This window comes from Algibacter sp. L3A6, assembly GCF_009796825.1.
Taxonomy (GTDB): domain Bacteria; phylum Bacteroidota; class Bacteroidia; order Flavobacteriales; family Flavobacteriaceae; genus Algibacter.
The window spans coordinates 3,291,626-3,309,928 of record NZ_CP047030.1 but is presented as its reverse complement, the minus strand read 5'-3'; the positions used below and the strand labels follow the sequence as shown (position 1 = coordinate 3,309,928).

Genomic DNA, 18,303 nt, shown 5'->3' with positions numbered 1-18,303 from the left:
TACTCAAAATATATTTCATAATATAAATTTGCGGCTTTAAAAACCCTTAAAAATAACTTTAAACCAAATTTTATGAAAAAATTTTATTTTTTAACACTACTCTTTTTAAGCATTTCTTTTAGTAATGCACAAAGTCAAGCCGAATATTTAAATTTTGATGGTCAAAACGATATTATCGGATTAGCTAATTCATTTAATTCTATGACCGATTATACTATTGAAACTTGGATAAAAACGGAAACCAACGGAACGATTGTATATAATACTTCCACCTATGATAATAGCTCTTTTGCAGTAAGTAATGGAAAGTTACAATACTCAGCAAATAGACATGGTTATGGAGGTTTTAATCTTACATCTAATCAAAATATAGATGATAATAGTTGGCATCATGTTGCAGTAACAATGAGCTCGCCAGCTACTAATGGTTTATGTAACTTATACATTGATGGTGTTTTAGATAATTCAGGTTCATTCGGTACTTTTTCAATTTCAATTGGGGGTTTAGGAATTGGAAACCATTTTACTCCATATTTTACTGGCTCTATAGATGAACTTCGTATTTGGGATGTAATAAGAACTGCTGCAGAAATTAATAGTGCAAAAGACGGTGAAATACAATGTAATGAGTCGGGTTTAGTTGCCTATTATCAATTCAATAAAGGTATTGATGCAGGCGAAAATACTAATGCAACTACTTTAACTGATGTAACGGGAAATGGGCATAATGGGCCATTAACTAATTTCGCTTTAACTGGAACATCTTCAAATTGGTTGGCTGGTTCTCCAATAACTTCACTTTCTTCTCCGCCAGATGTTGTTTCACCAATAGCATATGCACAAGATGACACAGCAACAGCATTAACTGCAACACCAGGTACAAATGGTATAAGTTTATTATGGTATACAGATGCAACGGGAGGAACTGGTTCAGTAAATGCGCCAACACCTTCAACTACAACGCTTGGAAATACTACTTACTATGTTTCTAGCGTTAATGCAAATGGTTGTGAAAGTGAAAGAGCAGAAATTGTAGTTACAGTAGCATTACCTGCAACACATTTAAATTTTGATGGTGTGGATGATTATATCACATTACCAATAGTGTCTACCTTTGATTTAACAAATAATATGACTATAGAATTCTGGATGAAATCTGGAGTTACACCTGAGCAATGGGATACCCTAATAGCAAAAGGTGACTATAGTTGGCGAATAGCTTTAAATACTAATGGAACTTTAAATTTTGCAGGAAGCGGTGGTTTCGGAGATGTTTCCTCAACCGTAAGCGTAATAGATAACACGTGGCATCATGTTGCAGCTACTTACAATGGTATAGAAGCAACAATATATATAGATGGCTCTCCTAGCGGAAGTATTGCAGGAAGCGGAGATATCAATATTAATAATACGATTGCAGTAGCCATTGGAGAAAATTTAGAAATGCCTGGGAGGTATTATACAGGGAATTTAGACGAAGTTCGTATTTGGAATATTGCCAGAACAGCAGAACAAATTAACGGAAGTAAAAATTGCGAATTACAAGGTACTGAAACAGGTTTAATAGCCTACTACAATTTTAATCAAGGTGCCAATTCAGCAAATAACACTTCAGAGACTACAGCTATAGATGCAACAGGTGCAAATAATGGAACATTAACAAATTTTGATTTAACAAGCACAACTTCAAACTGGTTAGCTAACTCTCCAGTAACTACAGGTTCAATAATACCTTCTGAAGCAACAGTTACTACACCAGTAACATATAGCCAAGGTGATACGGCATCACCATTAACAGCTACAACAGGTACAAATGGTACAGATTTATTTTGGTACACTACTGAAACGGGGGGTACCGGAACAACAACAGCACCTACACCAGATACCACGACAGTTAGTTCTACCTCGTATTGGGTTTCTAGCGTTAATGCAAATGGTTGTGAAAGTGAAAGAGCAGAAATTGTAGTTACAGTAGCATTACCTGCAACACATCTTAATTTTGGTGGTTTGAATGACTATGTAGATTGCGGTAACGACCCAAGCTTACAAATTACCGGAAATACAATTACCTTAGAGGCTTATGTGAAATTCAATACTTTTGGTTCAGAACATTGGTTAGGTAATATTATTAATAAAGCAGCACCAACTTCTAGTGGTTATATGCTAAGAGCTGGTGGTAATGGTGCCGTTAATTTTGTTGTAGCAAATTCTGGGTGGCATGAATTAACTACTCCAGATAATACAATTACTCTAGATACTTGGTTTCATATTGCAGGGGTGTATAATGGTACGACATCAAAAATTTACATTGATGGTATTGAGATTGCTTCAACTAATATTGCAATGGGTAATATTGGTAACTCTAATTTTAATGTAAACCTAGGGAGAGATCCTCAAGATACAAATAGAGGATTAGACGCAGCATTAGACGAAGTTCGTATTTGGAATATTGCCAGAACAGCAGAACAAATTAACGGAAGTAAAAATTGTGAATTACAAGGTACTGAAACAGGGTTAGTAGCCTACTATAATTTTAATCAAGGCGCCGACTCATCAACTAATACTTCAGAGACTGCAGCTATAGATCTAACAGTTACAAATAATGGAACATTAACAAATTTTGATTTAACAGGCACAACTTCAAATTGGTTAGCCGGTTCTCCAATAACAACAGGTTCAATAATTCCTTCTGAGACTACAGTTACTACACCAGTGACTTATAACCAAGGTGATACTGCGTCACCATTAACAGCTACAACAGGTGCAAACGGCACGGGTTTATTTTGGTACACTACTGAAACTAATGGAACAGGAATAACAACAGCACCAACACCAGATACCACAACAGCAGGTTCTACCTCATACTGGGTTTCTAGCACAAATGATAACGGTTGCGAAAGTGACAGAATAGAAATTGTAGTAACCGTAGAATCGACGCTTAGTTCTAATAATTTTGATATAAGCAATAAATTAAAAATATACCCAAACCCTGCAACTAACGCTATTAATATCGATGTTGATAATCTAACCACTGCAAAATTACAAGTATTAGATATTACAGGTAAAATTATAAAAAACGAAACTTTAGAAAGTATTACAAACAGCATCGATATCACGAAGTATCCTTCTGGCGTATATATGTTTAAAATAATTACAACCGAAGGAACCACAATAAAAAAAGTTATTAAGCAATAATAATTTACAGAAACAACTCTATAGTTTTGAGCAATTAATTTGTTTGCTAGTTATATACTCTAAGTATGTTTCCTTTACTAGAGCGGCTGTCTTTTTATGTACAGCCGTTTCTTTTTTTAAGTTAATACAATCTTGAAGTAAAACCACAGCAATAAGCACAAAAAATCATTTGTAACCTTAACGTCCTTTATAAAACACAAACCTATACTATCAAGCCCTATAAATTATAAAACAATTCGTTTTTATAGTATTTTTGTTTTATTATGAAAGAGCAATCAAAAAAATTAACAAAACAAGAACTTAAAGAATTTTTAGACGCCAAGGTTTACGAGTTTAATAGCCCTGAATTTATTGATAGTGATCCTATTCAAATTCCTCATCAATTCTCTAAAAAGGAAGATATTGAAATAGCAGGATTTCTAGCCGCAACTATTGCTTGGGGAAACCGTAAAAGCATTATCAATAACGCTAATAAGTTAATGGCTCTTTTAGACCATTCTCCTTACGATTTTGTTTTAAACCATACCGAAGACGATTTAGAGAAGTTACTTCCTTTTGTACATCGTACTTTTAATGGTGACGATTGTGTTCAATTTATAAAATCGCTACAACATATCTACAAAAACCATAATGGTTTGGAAGCTGTTTTTGAAAAACATGCCGACAGTGCTTTTTTACAAACTTCTATCTCTCAATTTAAACGTACTTTTTTTGAAATAGATCATTTAAAACGAACTGAAAAACATGTAAGTGATCCGTTAAGAAAATCTGCTGCCAAACGCATTAATATGTTTTTACGCTGGATGGTAAGAAAGGATAACACTGGTGTCGATTTCGGCATTTGGGAAAGCCTATCGCCTGCCCTATTATCTTGTCCGTTGGATGTACATTCTGGAAACGTTGCTCGTAAACTTGGCCTATTAGATAGAAAACAAAACGATGCAAAAGCACTTTTGGAATTAGATACCAACTTAAGGAAACTAGATAAAAACGACCCCGTAAAATACGATTTCGCCCTTTTTGGCTTAGGCGTTTTTGAAGGATTTTAGCTTCTGTTTTTTAGATTAAACAATTGAGCGATATCAAGTATTTAATAATAAAATAGCTATTCTATTGATTGATTTAACTGTTTTATTAATTTTTTAGCATTAATAATACTAAATTCTGAGTATTTTCGTGCTTAGAAAAACTTTAAGCTCCTAAAGATTCCCTAAAATGATAGCACCCGATTTCCCTAAAAATGAAAGAGAACGCCTTGCGCAACTTAATAAATACAAATTACTAGATACACTCCCTGAAAGTGACTTCGATAACATAACGAGTTTAGTGGCTACCATTTGTGAAGTCCCTATATCGTTAATTACATTGCTAGATTCTGATCGTAATTTTTTAAAATCACATCATGGTATCGACATCCAAGAATCTCCTCGAAATATTTCATTTTGTGGGCATGCCATATTGCAAGATGATATTTTTATTGTTGAAGATGCTAGAAAAGATATAAGGTTTAAAGACAACCCGCTCGTCGCTGGCGTAAATGCTATTTTTTATGCCGGTGTACCTTTAATTACAAAAGAAGGCCTTGCGTTAGGTACCTTATGCATATACGACCATGTGCCTAGGAAACTAACAGAAACACAAAAAAAAGCATTAATTACTATTGCGAAGCAAGTTCTAAATTTATTCGATTTAAGATTAAATAATAGATTACTCGCTGAATCTAAACAAGAATTAACGGATAGAAATAATGAACTTGGCAAATTTGCCAGCCACGTGTCTCATGACCTAAAATCGCCTTTGGCTAATATTATGTCTTTAACTACTTTTTTAAAAGAAGATGAAGCCAATGTATTTTCAAGTGAATCTATAGAATATATTAGTTTTATTGAAGAGTCCGCAGAGTCTTTAAAAAATTACATCGATGGTATTCTAATTCATTATAAGGCTAGTGAATTGTTAAATGCTGATAAAGAATATGTGCAGCTAAATTCTGTTTTTGAAGACATACAACGGATCCATTCATTAAGTCACGACCAATTTAAAGTTGGCACATACACCGATAATATTTTTATAATAAAAGCGGCAGTAACACAAATACTAATAAATTTAGTTGATAATGCCTTTAAATACAATAACAAGCACAAACCAGAAGTTATTTTAAAATTTTCTGAAAATAAAACCGACTACATATTTACGGTTACAGATAATGGAAATGGTATTGAAAAGGAGCAACAAGACCAAGTTTTTAAACTTTTTAACAATAATAACCAAGTAGATGTTAAAGGTAATAAAGGTACTGGTATTGGTTTGTTTACAGTAAAAAACTTAGTTAAAAAATTGGGAGGAACCATTAAACTCGAATCAGAAATAGATAAAGGCAGCACCTTTACTTTTAATGTTGCCAAGTAAAACTTAAATAGCGTAAGCTCTACTTTTTTGTGTTATAGGAATAAACAATAGCAGTACAGAAATGATGTATAATAAATACTTAGCATAACAAATACCTGCGTTAGGGATTGCAGTGAAAAACCCACAGTAAGACCAATGGAATTGGGCTTGCGAGGATTTGTAACGTAAAGCCCGACCCTTTTCGGGTAACGCCCAAATTATTGTTTTCAACAAAAATAAAACCCGACCTTATTTACTTAAAAACATTAAGCAAATGAGGTCGGGTTTTTATAAAATAAATGTGTTGTATTTATTTAATCTCTAAAACTTCAAGATCAAAAACAAGATCTTTACCAGCTAAAGGATGATTTCCATCTACAACAATAGATTCCTCTTTAACTTCTACAACAACTAAATTAAATTCTTGCCCATCTGGAGATTTAGACACTAAGCCCATACCTACTTCTGGAGCCATTTCTTGAGGAAGTTCTGATTTTTGAACCTCTTGAATTAGATTTGCATTAATTTCCCCATATGCTTCTTCTTTAGCAATTGTAATGGTTTTTTTCTCATTCACTTTCATATCGATTAACCCTTTCTCAAAACCAGGAATTAGTTGTCCTTGTCCTAAAGTAAATTCTACTGGCTCTTTCCCTACTGAACTATCAAAAACTTGTCCGTCTGTTAATTTACCTGTGTAATTTACTTTTACCGTGTTATTCTCTTTTACTTGACTCATACTATAATACTTAATTTTTTAAAAATATTCTTTGCATAATTCTTACGCAGCAAATATTTTAGTTTAAACTTTCTAGGCAAGTATCCACCAAAATCAAGCCAAAAGTCAAAATGTAGACATGAATATTAAAAAACTGGTAAATTGTAAAATTATTATTAGAAGAAATGGCTTGCAGCCCTTTAATAGAAGTAAACGATGAGTTTCTTAAGATTTGATAAATATTTACGATTAAAAATTAAATAATCAGTAAATGTGTCAGTTATTACCTAAAAAACTCTTTTTAAACGACAATTTCAACCTTTATTGAACTTCCAAAGTATGGTCTAATTCTTTGCAAAACTCATTATTATCAACACAAAGGATGCTTAATGTTTCTATTAATAATTGATTTAACCTTTCGCTTTTTGGATTTACTTTATAAGCCAATTTAAATTCAGAATACGCCCCAAAAGGGTGGTTATTTATTAAACGATTTTCTCCAGAGTTTACAAGAAATGAAAAGGTTTCTAAATCTTTTTTCTTTTTGGTGTTGATGATATCTTGATCATGTTTATCTGAATAATCTACAAGGTGATTAATTGAAAAAACAGACAGTAGTAAAGCGCTAAAACCAAAAAGAACTGTTATAAATCCGTTTAGCTTTTTGTTCTCTTTTCTACTAGATTGTAACTTAAATGTTCGTGAATATTTGGGTAACGCGGTAAAAGATTTCAAAGGTTGTTTTTTGAACATCTTTTTTTGCGGATCTCTAGAATAAATCCACTGCTGTAAGCCTAAACCCATGTATCCTCCCATAATATATCTTTAATATATAGGTAGATATTTAGAATAAAATGTTACAGTTTTAATCAAAAAAAAACCTTTCAGAATAAGTAATCTGAAAGGTTTTTAAAGTTCTATTTAGAAGCCGCTTTTAGCGAATCTATTTCTTTCTTCAATTTTTCAATTTCTAATACCTTTTTCTCTTCCTGAAGTTGTTTTAGTAACTCGTCTGTAGAAACTGGTTTTATAGAATCTGTTGGTTGTTGTACCGCATCAATTTGCTTAGTTTCTTCTAGAAAATACTTGCCAATACCTTCACTAGATCTCCAAGCTTCGTTTAGCTGATCGTAAACTGTTTTATCCCATTGACTCGGGTGTTTTACATCAATCCAAACAACATCGCGATATTCACTATCTACTAATGCCAAATCTGGAGTTGCAGATCCATCGAAATTATTAGAATCTTCGCGAATTGCCGATATAGTACCTAAAAAAAACATTCTACGGCGCCCTGCGATATCTTTGATATACGGACGAAACTCAACAGGTTTATTTACCGACCAATCGAATTCCTTACGCGACTCAATAACCTTTAAAGGCATAGCAGAAACTCCTGCATAACCTTCCTTTTTAGAAGCATGATCGTAATAATAAAAAGCATTACTACCATCTGCAGGCACAAAAACGCTATAAGATAAACTGGTACGCTCGGTACCTACAGGCTCTAAACCAAACCAATGGTAAAGGCCATTGTAAGCATTTGTATTAGTATCAGAGAAATCAAAATCGGTTACAAAGGGTTGTTTGTTTTGATCATCGGCTAAATTCGGAATCTTAACAGCTGTTTCCATATTCCATGGTAACGGATCGCTAAAACCACCTAAGAATTTTAAAGATTCAGCTTGTAAACGTGATACCTTTTCGGCTAAGGTATTTTGGCCAATTAAGTAAGGATGATTTTTCATCTCCTCGGCACTAATATAAGTTCCTTTCCCAATTAAAATACGCTCAATGTAATCGTTAAAATCGTGCTCTCCACTATCTATAACCATAACACCTCCATAAGTTGGGTAAGGAAACAAAAAACCTTTCCATTTTATTAAACTAACGACTTCTACCCATTTACCAGCATCATTTTTCATGTAGTAGGTATCGCTAGGTTCCATGGTAAATAATTGAAAAATATTGAAACGTTGCACTACGGCATTGTAAGTGTTACGGCTAAATTTTAAAGACTCGCCAATAGAAAATGTTACAGGAATACGATTTTCACTAGAAAAACGAGGAAATGGTGTTGTACTAGACACGGCAAAAACCTCTTCCGTATTATCCGTCATACCTTGCCATCTGTATTTCTCAGTGGGTTGTATGGCCATAGTCCATTTATTTTCCGTTCCAACACGAACCAAATGTGGTAATGATACATCTTTAGTTTCACCAACACTCTCGTTTGCCATAGAATACACGTTACGCATAGGTTGTATACGCTCGTTTTGTGTTAGCGGCAACTCGTTAATTTCAATTCGGTTTAGGTTATTGTAAACGTTGTAAGTCTTCATGTATTCATACATTTTAAACTGCCATCCAACCACGTATAATATTCCGAAAAATATTATTAAAACAACAAGCATACCTAATCTACCCCCTGTACTTACCGAGTTTCTAAACTTGCGTAAACCAAAAAATAAAACCACGGCACTAAGCAGAATAACAAAAATGTATTTTCTAACAAATAGTAAAGCCGGCTGGTAATCGTCACGTAAAACAAATAATAAAATAAGTAAAACTAAAAAACCAACTACGGTTACTGTTTTTTGCTTTTTTCCTTTATTCCAATAATTTTTAATCATTTCTATATTGTAAAATTTTTATTCTTTTTGTTTTGGTTTACACTTAGCGCGAAACCATTATAAACCTTGCTGTAATACGTTTTTCATTGCCATTCTCTCCATTGAAAACGTATCGGAGTTTTCATCTAAAAAGTTAATCAAAAGTATATTTTTTTTAATCAATTCTATGGTGTTAAAACCAGTTGTTTTATCCGTTTGCTTTGCCTTTTTCAAAACTTCAAAAATAAGCTCTGTTAATCTTTCAACGTGTTCCTCATTTAGATCTTTAATTACGCTTTTAAAATCATCATTAGACATTATAGAAATAGCATTTAAAGATAAATCAAAAGTACTTTCTAAAACCGTATCAGTCTCCTCAACAGCAACATCAATGTCGTTAGGTTCAATGTCTACAACTTTACTAATTAATGTTTTTAAGAGCAATGTTAGACGTTGAATTTCTCTAAGTAATGTATCTTTCTCGTTAATCACAATTCCTTTTATTTAAATAATATAAGTTTCGTTTTTCAAAACAAAAAATACTACAACAGTCCTTTATCTTTCAACCTCTCACGTGCACTTTTTTCTTCAACTTTTGGCTGCTCTTGCTTAATAGCTTCTATTTCAAGATCATCTTTATTCGTTAAATCTTCAATAAAATCCTTTCCTTTTTCAATAGTATCTTGCATAATATCTTCAAGCGAATCCGTTTGCTCTTCAATAACTTCACTAGATTTAAAAATGAAATTAGCCAAATAAGTCCCAATTATAGTACCTACTATCATAGAGGCAAATATAGAAATTGTAGCTACATCTATCGGAATTAAAAAACGAACAATTACAATACCTATTAAAAACAGAAAACCGACAAAAACCAAACGTAATAAAAAAGATTGCTTGTACACAAAACCCGTTTTATCCTCAGGTTTCATTTGTAAGGCTTTAGAGTTTATTACCTTATTAAAAAAACGATAAAATCCATTATTTCTAGATTCTCTCCAATAAATAAAAATTCCGAAAAGGATAGCTGCAATAAAGATTATAAGTTCTAATGTCATGATTTTTTGTTTGTTTTTATGCTATTTTATATCGCTTTCGCGGAAAAAGAACAAGCTTATTTATAGTGTTAGTCTATTTGTTTTAAATATTGTTACTAATAGTTTCTATAGCCCAATCTTTTAAGGATTCATCCCAAGTTTCAAAACTACTGTAAAATGCTTCTTTATCGAACCAATACATAAACAATACATCTCTGGGCGAAATATTTACCAAAAGCATCCAAATTAAATCTTGATGTTTGGCAGATAAAGACGAATGTGGTTGGTGCAGTGCTTCGTACATTTTAGAATCTACAATATCGGAAATTTTATATTGATTACTCGTTTCCAGCTTTTCTAAATAACGCTCTACACTCATTACTTTTTTACGAGCTTTAATGTCGAGTTTATTTAAATAACTTTTATATAAAATCGGGTCGTTTAAAATGTCCTTTATAGGGTGTTGTGTATCTTTTAAATACGATGCCATCTCGTATTTTTTAACGCGTTCGTAACGTTTGTCTTTTACAACCTCTTCCAAATCGCATTCTATAATAACATGATCACGAAGCTTAACCATAAGTTCGGGCTGCGAAATATGAAATATTAAAACATCGTAATTAGTATCTTTTATAGCTTCCTTATGCCAAGTTTCATCTTCAAAAACAACAATAGGCGTAATAAAATCGCGCAATACATAAACTCCACCAAAAGCACGTGTGTAGAACGAACTCGTGGTGTATTGAAGTTCGTGCAAGTCTAAATCGCGCTCGCGTAAATCACCATGTTTTTTAGCAGATTGTAATAAAGCAGCCTGAATATTTTCGTCTATAAAATTCTGATCTCTATTAAAGGTTTCAACCAGTTCGCATTGTTGTTTTTGAACGTTAAGCAAATCGTTAATTAAATGAAAATGGATGTTTATCGTTTTGTACTTTAAAACATCTAAAGGCTCGTAAAACGCATCAATACCTTGATCGAAATCTAAACAAATCGCACAATCTCTTGTGATATCTTTAATTTTATCACCATGAATTTTAAATACAAATTTCATGAGTTCTCTGTCGAATGTATGAAACGGTAAATACACCGGTTTCCCTTTTTGTAAAGGCGAAATTATAATACCATGCGGATTTGCCTCACCGTTATTCAGGTAATTTATTTCCCCCTTTTCTTCTGCTACTTGTGGGCTCCAACCAATACCATCAATTTGAAAAGACTTTAATTTTGTTTCCGAAAAACCAAGCTTTACCAAACATTTATTGTAACGCTCGACGAGTTTCCCGCTCACTGAAATGAGTTCGCTTCGGTATAAATTCGCTTCTAGTAATTTTTGCATGTTTATTTCTTTAATACTTTGAGCTTATTGTTACTCATGGTATACTTTGATTTGAGGTTCCGAAATATTAATAAATTTTGGAATATTTTATTTTACATATTGTAATTCAAAATCATCCGCTTCTCCATCGCCGTCGATATCAACTGAATCAGTTTTTATTTTTAAATTAGAATCCGACAATTCTAAAATCTCAAAAATATAAGTTTCGTCTACAGTTAAATCTCCAACTTGAGAGTAGTTCATTGTAATTGTTGAATTCTGAATAGTCCAATTTCCTAGAGATGGGTTAGCCTCCACACAATCTTCTCCTACTGGATCCAATTCTGTTATATAAAAAGTACCATCCATTTTAAATTCAGTTGTCTCAATATCCTGACACTCATCTTCAAAACCTAGATTATTGTCATTTAATAATTGCTTATCGATTTCCCATATTCCAACTATTAAATTAGAAAAATCAGGATCGGTTGATGAGTCTTCGTCATCGTTGCATGAACTAAAAGTTAAAATTGAAATTAATGCTGTAAATAATAATGTATTTGTTTTCATATTTTTTTTCTTGGGCTTAAATTTAATAATAGTCAAGTTTTTTTTACCTTTTACCCAATCCATTAATAATAGCATACTGCAACAAAACAATAGTCCGCATATCCTGAATTTCACCGTTATTAAGCATCTCTATCGCTTCTTTAATGGGTAATTCTAGCACTTCAATATCTTCAGTTTCAGTTTCTACACCGCCGCCTTCGCTCACCTTCATATCATCGGTATACTCCGCGATAAAAAAATGCATTTTCTCGGTCATTACACCAGGCGATGTATACGCTTCATAAACTTTGGTTACTTTATTTATACGGTAACCCACTTCCTCTTCGGTTTCTCTAATAATACAGTCTTCCGGGTTATCTTTATCCAACATCCCAGCAGTAATTTCTACCAAAAAACCGTCCTTATTATCATTTTGATACGTAGGCATTCGGAACTGTTTGGTTAAAATAACCGTCTGTTTTTCGGTATTGTAAAGTAAAATTCCCGCCCCGTCTCCTCTATCGTAAACTTCGCGCATTTGGTTAACCCAAGTACCGTTAGTCATTAAATAATCGAAACTTAATTTTTTAAGGATGTAATAATTATCAGAAAGCAACGTGCTTTTTATATTTTTTAATCTTTTAGATGCCATTCTCGAAGGTTTTTCTTGCTGCGGTTTCTATATTTATTTGGTTTACTCTAGCGTCTACTTTGCGTTTAAAATCGGTATCGGCAATAGTGGCAACGTTATCTAAATAGCGTACCACTTCCTGACGTCTAATTTCAGAAAAATCTAAACCTTTCATATTCCCTTTCATAACTTCCTGAAGCATATTAAACTTGGTGTTGTAATCTTGTTTGAAATAAGTTTCAGGGTTTTCAAACCAGCTTTCTTCTAAATCAAAATCGGTAAGACGTAAAGAAATAGCAGACTGAATATTTCTAACATCACGAGATGAAAAGAACGGGAAAGCCTTTTGCATTTCTTGATACAAATTGGCATAAAACAAATGCTCGTTACTTTTAAATTTAGCTTCCACCTTATCGCAAATAGCATGCACTCTAGCTTCACTAGGTTTACTAGATGTGTTTAATATTTCACCCATATTTTTAGAAAGCCCTTGATCGCTTAAATACTTATAACTTTCAGGGTTTTCCATATTTACAAAATCGGGTAAAGATTGGTTTAGTTTATTCCACCAAATGTAATCTTGATCTAAAAAATCGTGTTCCGTTCGGGCCCCATCAATTTTAAAACGACCTTGTACACGAGAAATCACGGCCTTATCTAACATTTCGGGTAAATTGGTAAACAAACCAATAGAACTGTTACCGTAATTTACCGCATAAGCGCCTTCTGTATAGCGTAAAAACACGCCAATAACTTCTTTTACACCTGCAGATACACCTTGAGCTGTACGCTCTTGTAAATTGTTTTCGGCATCATCAATAGGTGCAAAAATCAATTTTGCAGGATCTTGCATCGGTTTCATCCATTCTACCATTTTTTCTGCCGATCCACCTTGAAAAGTGGAAATTAAAGTATCTGGCATAGGATGAAACAAAAACGGGATTTCTAAATTATCACAATGCTCTTTTAGTCGAGTTGCAATAGCTGCAATAAGCATACTTTTTCCTGTACCAGGAATTCCGTAGCCCATAAAAACCGGCATAAACCCACCAAGTTCCTGAAACGGATTCTTTTTTGCGGTAAAATCGTAACTCAGCATACGCTCTGTTAAACGACGCGCAAAGTGTTTCGCATCTCGATTACCTACAATTTGTTCAAATTTTATTTTGTTGAATTCTATACTTTTGGCAGTTCCCGAAAACACATTATTCCAGCCAGATATAGCAAACTCCGATTTTTCTAGTTTATACGTTCTATCTTCAATGGTTTCTGTATACTCTAAACTACTTTTTCTAAGTTGAATTTCGCCAATTAAAGCATCAAAATACACAACAGTAAAATCGATAACATCTTTATCAGACTTTACAATTTCTGGATGTCCAAGATATTTATCAAAATAAAACAAACTACAAGCAAATCCTTTTAAAGGTGATAACAATGAAACCTCTGGAATACCAGCAAATTTCTGTTTCATAACCGATAAATCGTCTGAAGCAAAAGGTTTTAAATCGTTTAGGATTTTATAAGCAGTTGAAAATAACATGAATGCCGTTGCGGTATGCATTTTACTTTCGAACTCACGTTTTCCGTTAGAATCTAAAGCCGATTTATTTTCGTTTAAACTAGATAATCCCGAAGCATCATAATAACTATCCTTAATCCAAATACCCAAAGTAATCCCTTCTTGCACAGCATAAAGAGTTTGATTTAAATGAATAGGAAGTGCTACAGAATCGGGTAATAATCGCTTTTTTAAGGCTAAAATCGTTTTAGAAACCGAGGTAATCTCTACCGAAGAACCGCTATTTGCTCTAGATAAATAGAGTAAAATAGATTCGTCTTTAGCATCCTTATCTTTATTTTTCGCTCTTGAGCCTTGCTCCCATTGCACACTTTTTAAGTATGATGAAGCCTCGTCACGAAGCATATCGAGTTCGGTAAGTTTTATCGGGAAAGTTGAGTTGTGTTCCATTTTTTTAGTTCGCAGTATTCAGTTTTCAGTAATCAGTCACTAATACTCCTTAAAACAGTTCTCTGTATTAACGTATTGGTATCTAATCTTTCTTTAAATATTCTCTGCTTTTTTTAGTTAAACTTTTCTGGGTTTTTCATCATGTAATTAATGAGTTTCCCTATTTCTTCACTTTTATATTGTAATTCTTGTCTTTTTTCTTTTGAAATATAATCGCAAGCTAATGCAAAATCGAGCCATAATTGTGTTTCGGAATTTTCACTATCCGCATCGGATAGTTTACTTTTAAAATGTTTTCATACTGGCGTTTTCTATAACCCTCAGCAATATTTGAACATACCGATCGACTTGATCTGACTATTTGAGAAATTAAAACATATTGCTCAGAATTAGGAAAGCTTTTAGTGAGATGAAATATTTCCATCGCTAAATCGAATCCTTTTTGATAAGCCAATAATGTTTTAAAACTCATTTTATTTCAATTCTTCTACTTTATACTTTTTTCCTCCTTCATATTCAAATACGCTATGACTGCCTACTGAATACTGCGACTGTATACTTTTTTATTTTTTAATATCTATTTTTAAACTTGAGACTTCAAAAGGTGCTTTCGCTAAACCATTTAATAACTCTGGCGTTTTATTGTATAATAATTGAATAATTCGGTGTGGTGCGAAAATGTATTTTTGTTTAAATACCGTATCCCATTTTTGAAGGGTTTGCTTGCTAAAAAAACTACCTTCTTTAAATTCACTTCCAGATGCAACTTCATCTATTTCTAAAGAAATGGCATAAGATTCTAAGGGAATTTCCTTTTTACCAATAGATTCTAAAATAGTATGGGTTACTAAATTTTCATCTTTTGCAAATACGTTGTGTATTGGACCTAAATCAACACGCTTTATAAGTTTTGGTGATACCTTTGGTAATTTCCTATCTATGGTATACGCCATAGTATCTAACGACATTTTACGATCTGATGTGGTTTTTAAGACCTCGTAAATTTCATCTTTATAATCGTTTATTCGGCTGCCATCATAATTAAAATACATAAAACAGATAAATGGTCTGTTTAAGGATACATCGAAAAACGACCAACTTATTAGTAAATCAGCTATCGAGTTTTGCGGTGCACCCAATATTTTACCTTGTACAAAACGATTAAAAATATATTCTTTCTTTACTGAAGAATAATACACAATAGATGCCGCTTGAAACAACTTTCGTTTAGAAATTGGTTGTTTTTTGTGCATTAAGGTGTTTAAAAAATCTTCTTTTAGAGTTGCTATCGGTGTTAGCTTTTCTAGATATTCTTGACGCAATTCGAGATCGTTAAACAGGTACCTAAATTCTAAATAATTTGGAAAACCAGACTCGGTTAAATCGACCTTCATATTATCTTCATCATCATACATGTATTTGATACGCATGGCTTCGATGGAATATAATAGTAAATCTGAATATTGCTTGAATAACTGTATTTCTTGCTCGTTACAAAGTTTTTGCCTTTGTACGGCAACTATAAGTTCTTTAAAAACAAAGTCGACCATTTTATGATAAAAGACATACTGCTCTTTGGAATCTAGAATGGCAGAGTCTAATGGTGTAACTATTTGGTTTATTGACATTTATTTTAATTAAATATGAATCTTTTACAGATTGTTTATTTTGATGTTTTTTCAAAAATGACATCGCCTGACTCTAATAACATTTTTCCATCACTGATACCTTTGGATAAATGAATTACGCTCAAATCTTTGCCATTTGCTATATATTCAAGAATAACACCGTTTTCTAAATTAGCGTTTAGCCCCATTATTTTTATGGAACTCTCAGTTTCTTTTGTACTCCAAGCCCCTACAATAGTTTTAATTTCATCGCCTTTGGAAATTAAAAAATGAGCGGTATAATCTTTTTTGAAATCAATTTCGAGAATAGAACTAGCTCTATATTTTTTAGCGGCTGGTGAATGACTATTTTGAATCCACTTACCAATAAAAGCCTTATCATCCTGATTTGGGTTGATACTTGTTATTGTATAATTTGTGTTAGATTGAAAAGTAGCTTTAGTTTTAAAAGATGTTAAGGTGATAAAAGCAGATAAAATAATGATGATATGTAATGATTTCATTTGGCTATTTTAAAGTAACATCTGTTTTAAAAACTGGCCTTTGGTATAATCCCGCGTTAAGGATTGAACGGCCTGTTTGAGCTCCCCGACCTTAGGAGGGAGCGAGTAGTGAAAGCCTGACTTTTTACGGTGCTGCAAGGTTTACTTAAAAACCTTGTAGTATTGTAAAAAGGAACGCCCACTATTTTATAAGTGTTTTGTTCTTTACTTTTTTAGCTTAACAAATCGTCCTCAGTGGTTGCTGGTTTTGGCGTTCCTGCTGGTTCACCTCCATCACCTTGTGGTGCATTTGCATCTGCTTTATAATAATCTTCAAAAATTTCTTTCATGTCGATACCATAACGCTCTGCAAAGTTCTTTTGAATTTCGCCATCTTTAGCACGAATTTCTTGTAAAGCCTCTGCATAACTGCTATAAACACCTTGCATAACTTTTTCGTGAACTGGAATATTATCCATCATATCTTGACGTGCTTTAGCACTTGCAGTATGCATAGATGCTAAGGTTTGGCCAATATGCTCATCGGTTTTTACACCTAAATGCTCTAAAATTGCTGCAAATTCTTGATCGGTTCTAGCTTTTAAAGCTACAACGTAACCATCATAATATTTAAGACGCTCTTCGGTATCCGACTTTAATTTAGCACGATGCGTTTGCAAGTTGCTACGTAAAGACGTTAATACTTTTATGGTTAAATTATGCTTGTGCACAAAACTATCTTTACTGGCAGCTAGCGTAGTATAGGCGTTTTTAAGACCTTCTAACTCTTCTACTTTTTGCTCTAAAGCCGTCATTTTACCAATAGCCTCAGAATACTCAGTAGATTGTTTATCGGCAATATCTTCTAGTTCTTGGCGAGCTTGTTTTAACAAAGCGTACTGCTCTTCTAGCTTTCCTTCTACTTCTTTCTTTTTCTCTAAAGCTTTAGTATGGTTTTTAGAAGCTTCTACAATAGCATCTTTTAGTTTTTCTTCAACCTCTTTAATTTCTACTTCACGATTTTTTAAACGTGTTACAGCAGCTTGAGATTTGTATGACAACTCACTTAAAAGTGTTTGTATATCAGCACTTTCTATACGCTCTTGAAACATAGCTTTGGCCTTATTATCGGCTCCTGCACGTACTTTCTCTGCTTCTTTATATTCGGTTTGCTCTTTTTTAATCTTGCTTTTACGTCCCCATAGATTGTTCCACCAAGTATCTGCCTTATTTTCAGCATCTTCTAGCTCTATTCTAGCACGCTCTAATGCTTTTTGAGCATCGTCGATTACTTTTTGTTCTGTTGGGTTTAATGCTGAAAATTTTTCGAACATAATACCAACTTCATCTTGATAATCTGTTAAATCTTTAATAGCATCTAGAAGCGTAGAACGGTCTTTTTCTGCCATATGAACAACATCGTCCAAGGTGGCGTTTAGAATTTTTTGACGTACTTCTGGATCGTCCTCTTGAGACAATTTAGATTTCATAGTGTCTATGGCTTTTCCCCAATTGACATCTACTTTTTCTGTTTTTTCGTTTGAATTAGTTTCTAATAAATCAAAATCATCGGACATATGAATACTGTATTATTTAAGATTAAACATTTTTGCGTAAGCAATTTCGGTAAAATTTGTGAGTTGTAAAAGTAAAACCAAAATATAGTTATATCGATTTAAAAATTTTACTTTTAATTCTTACAAAATATAAGTCTATCACTTTTTAAAAATGTTACAATTCTTTTTCGCATTTTTATTTTAAAACCCTACTATG

Annotated in this window: 16 protein-coding genes and 1 pseudogene; 3 read left to right on the top strand and 14 right to left on the bottom strand. The window is 33.0% G+C overall.

The window, feature by feature from the left end; genetic code table 11:
* The first annotated feature begins 72 nt into the window (after positions 1-72).
* The 3 genes from GQR98_RS13710 (at position 73) to GQR98_RS13700 (ending at position 5,604) form a co-directional block, all read left to right on the top strand.
* Positions 73-3,195, top strand: a complete 3,123-nt coding sequence (locus GQR98_RS13710; protein ID WP_159019991.1) for a LamG-like jellyroll fold domain-containing protein — start codon at positions 73-75, stop codon at positions 3,193-3,195.
* 263 nt (positions 3,196-3,458) lie between these two features.
* Positions 3,459-4,244, top strand: coding sequence for a TIGR02757 family protein (locus GQR98_RS13705; RefSeq protein WP_159019990.1), 786 nt, complete (start codon positions 3,459-3,461; stop codon positions 4,242-4,244).
* A gap of 166 nt (positions 4,245-4,410) precedes the next feature.
* On the top strand, positions 4,411-5,604 hold the full coding sequence (locus tag GQR98_RS13700) for a sensor histidine kinase (RefSeq protein ID WP_159019989.1): 1,194 nt from the start codon (positions 4,411-4,413) through the stop codon (positions 5,602-5,604).
* A 289-nt stretch (positions 5,605-5,893) separates the two neighbouring features.
* Here GQR98_RS13700 and GQR98_RS13695 read toward each other — a convergent pair whose 3' ends face one another.
* The 14 genes and pseudogenes from GQR98_RS13695 to GQR98_RS13635 all read right to left on the bottom strand — a co-directional run bounded on the left by GQR98_RS13695 (position 5,894) and on the right by GQR98_RS13635 (position 18,107).
* On the bottom strand, positions 5,894-6,322 hold the full coding sequence (locus GQR98_RS13695) for a peptidylprolyl isomerase (protein WP_159019988.1): 429 nt from the start codon (positions 6,320-6,322) through the stop codon (positions 5,894-5,896).
* Between the two features lie 300 nt (positions 6,323-6,622).
* Positions 6,623-7,117, bottom strand: a complete 495-nt coding sequence (locus GQR98_RS13690; RefSeq protein ID WP_159019987.1) for a hypothetical protein — start codon at positions 7,115-7,117, stop codon at positions 6,623-6,625.
* 101 nt (positions 7,118-7,218) lie between these two features.
* On the bottom strand, positions 7,219-8,934 hold the full coding sequence (locus GQR98_RS13685) for a hypothetical protein (RefSeq protein ID WP_159019986.1): 1,716 nt from the start codon (positions 8,932-8,934) through the stop codon (positions 7,219-7,221).
* 57 nt (positions 8,935-8,991) lie between these two features.
* Positions 8,992-9,405, bottom strand: coding sequence for a hypothetical protein (locus GQR98_RS13680; RefSeq protein ID WP_159019985.1), 414 nt, complete (start codon positions 9,403-9,405; stop codon positions 8,992-8,994).
* 50 nt (positions 9,406-9,455) lie between these two features.
* Positions 9,456-9,971: a hypothetical protein gene (locus GQR98_RS13675; RefSeq protein WP_159019984.1), complete on the bottom strand. Its 516-nt coding sequence runs from the start codon at positions 9,969-9,971 to the stop codon at positions 9,456-9,458.
* Positions 9,972-10,053: 82 nt separating this feature from the next.
* The gene (locus GQR98_RS13670; RefSeq protein WP_159019983.1) at positions 10,054-11,289 is read right to left on the bottom strand and encodes a DUF6638 family protein; all 1,236 of its coding nucleotides are present in this window, start codon (positions 11,287-11,289) and stop codon (positions 10,054-10,056) included.
* A gap of 87 nt (positions 11,290-11,376) precedes the next feature.
* Positions 11,377-11,838, bottom strand: coding sequence for a lipocalin family protein (locus tag GQR98_RS13665; protein WP_159019982.1), 462 nt, complete (start codon positions 11,836-11,838; stop codon positions 11,377-11,379).
* A gap of 43 nt (positions 11,839-11,881) precedes the next feature.
* Positions 11,882-12,469: an NUDIX domain-containing protein gene (locus GQR98_RS13660; RefSeq protein WP_159019981.1), complete on the bottom strand. Its 588-nt coding sequence runs from the start codon at positions 12,467-12,469 to the stop codon at positions 11,882-11,884.
* Positions 12,459-14,420, bottom strand: coding sequence for an AAA family ATPase (locus GQR98_RS13655; RefSeq protein ID WP_159019980.1), 1,962 nt, complete (start codon positions 14,418-14,420; stop codon positions 12,459-12,461). The genes GQR98_RS13660 and GQR98_RS13655 overlap by 11 nt, the downstream gene beginning before the upstream one ends.
* A 113-nt stretch (positions 14,421-14,533) precedes the next feature.
* A pseudogene (locus GQR98_RS19305) lies at positions 14,534-14,656 on the bottom strand (diversity-generating retroelement protein bAvd family protein); the annotation flags it as partial.
* Entirely contained in the window at positions 14,641-14,844 is a 204-nt protein-coding gene (locus GQR98_RS19300) for a four helix bundle protein (protein WP_317164232.1), read from the bottom strand. The gene GQR98_RS19300 and the pseudogene GQR98_RS19305, both read right to left, overlap by 16 nt.
* A 139-nt stretch (positions 14,845-14,983) precedes the next feature.
* Positions 14,984-16,048: a hypothetical protein gene (locus GQR98_RS13645; protein WP_159019979.1), complete on the bottom strand. Its 1,065-nt coding sequence runs from the start codon at positions 16,046-16,048 to the stop codon at positions 14,984-14,986.
* A 35-nt stretch (positions 16,049-16,083) separates the two neighbouring features.
* Entirely contained in the window at positions 16,084-16,551 is a 468-nt protein-coding gene (locus GQR98_RS13640) for a hypothetical protein (RefSeq protein ID WP_159019978.1), read from the bottom strand.
* 212 nt (positions 16,552-16,763) lie between these two features.
* Positions 16,764-18,107 (bottom strand): microtubule-binding protein, encoded by a 1,344-nt coding sequence (locus tag GQR98_RS13635; RefSeq protein ID WP_159019977.1) that lies wholly within the window; start codon positions 18,105-18,107, stop codon positions 16,764-16,766.
* Positions 18,108-18,303 lie beyond the last annotated feature (196 nt).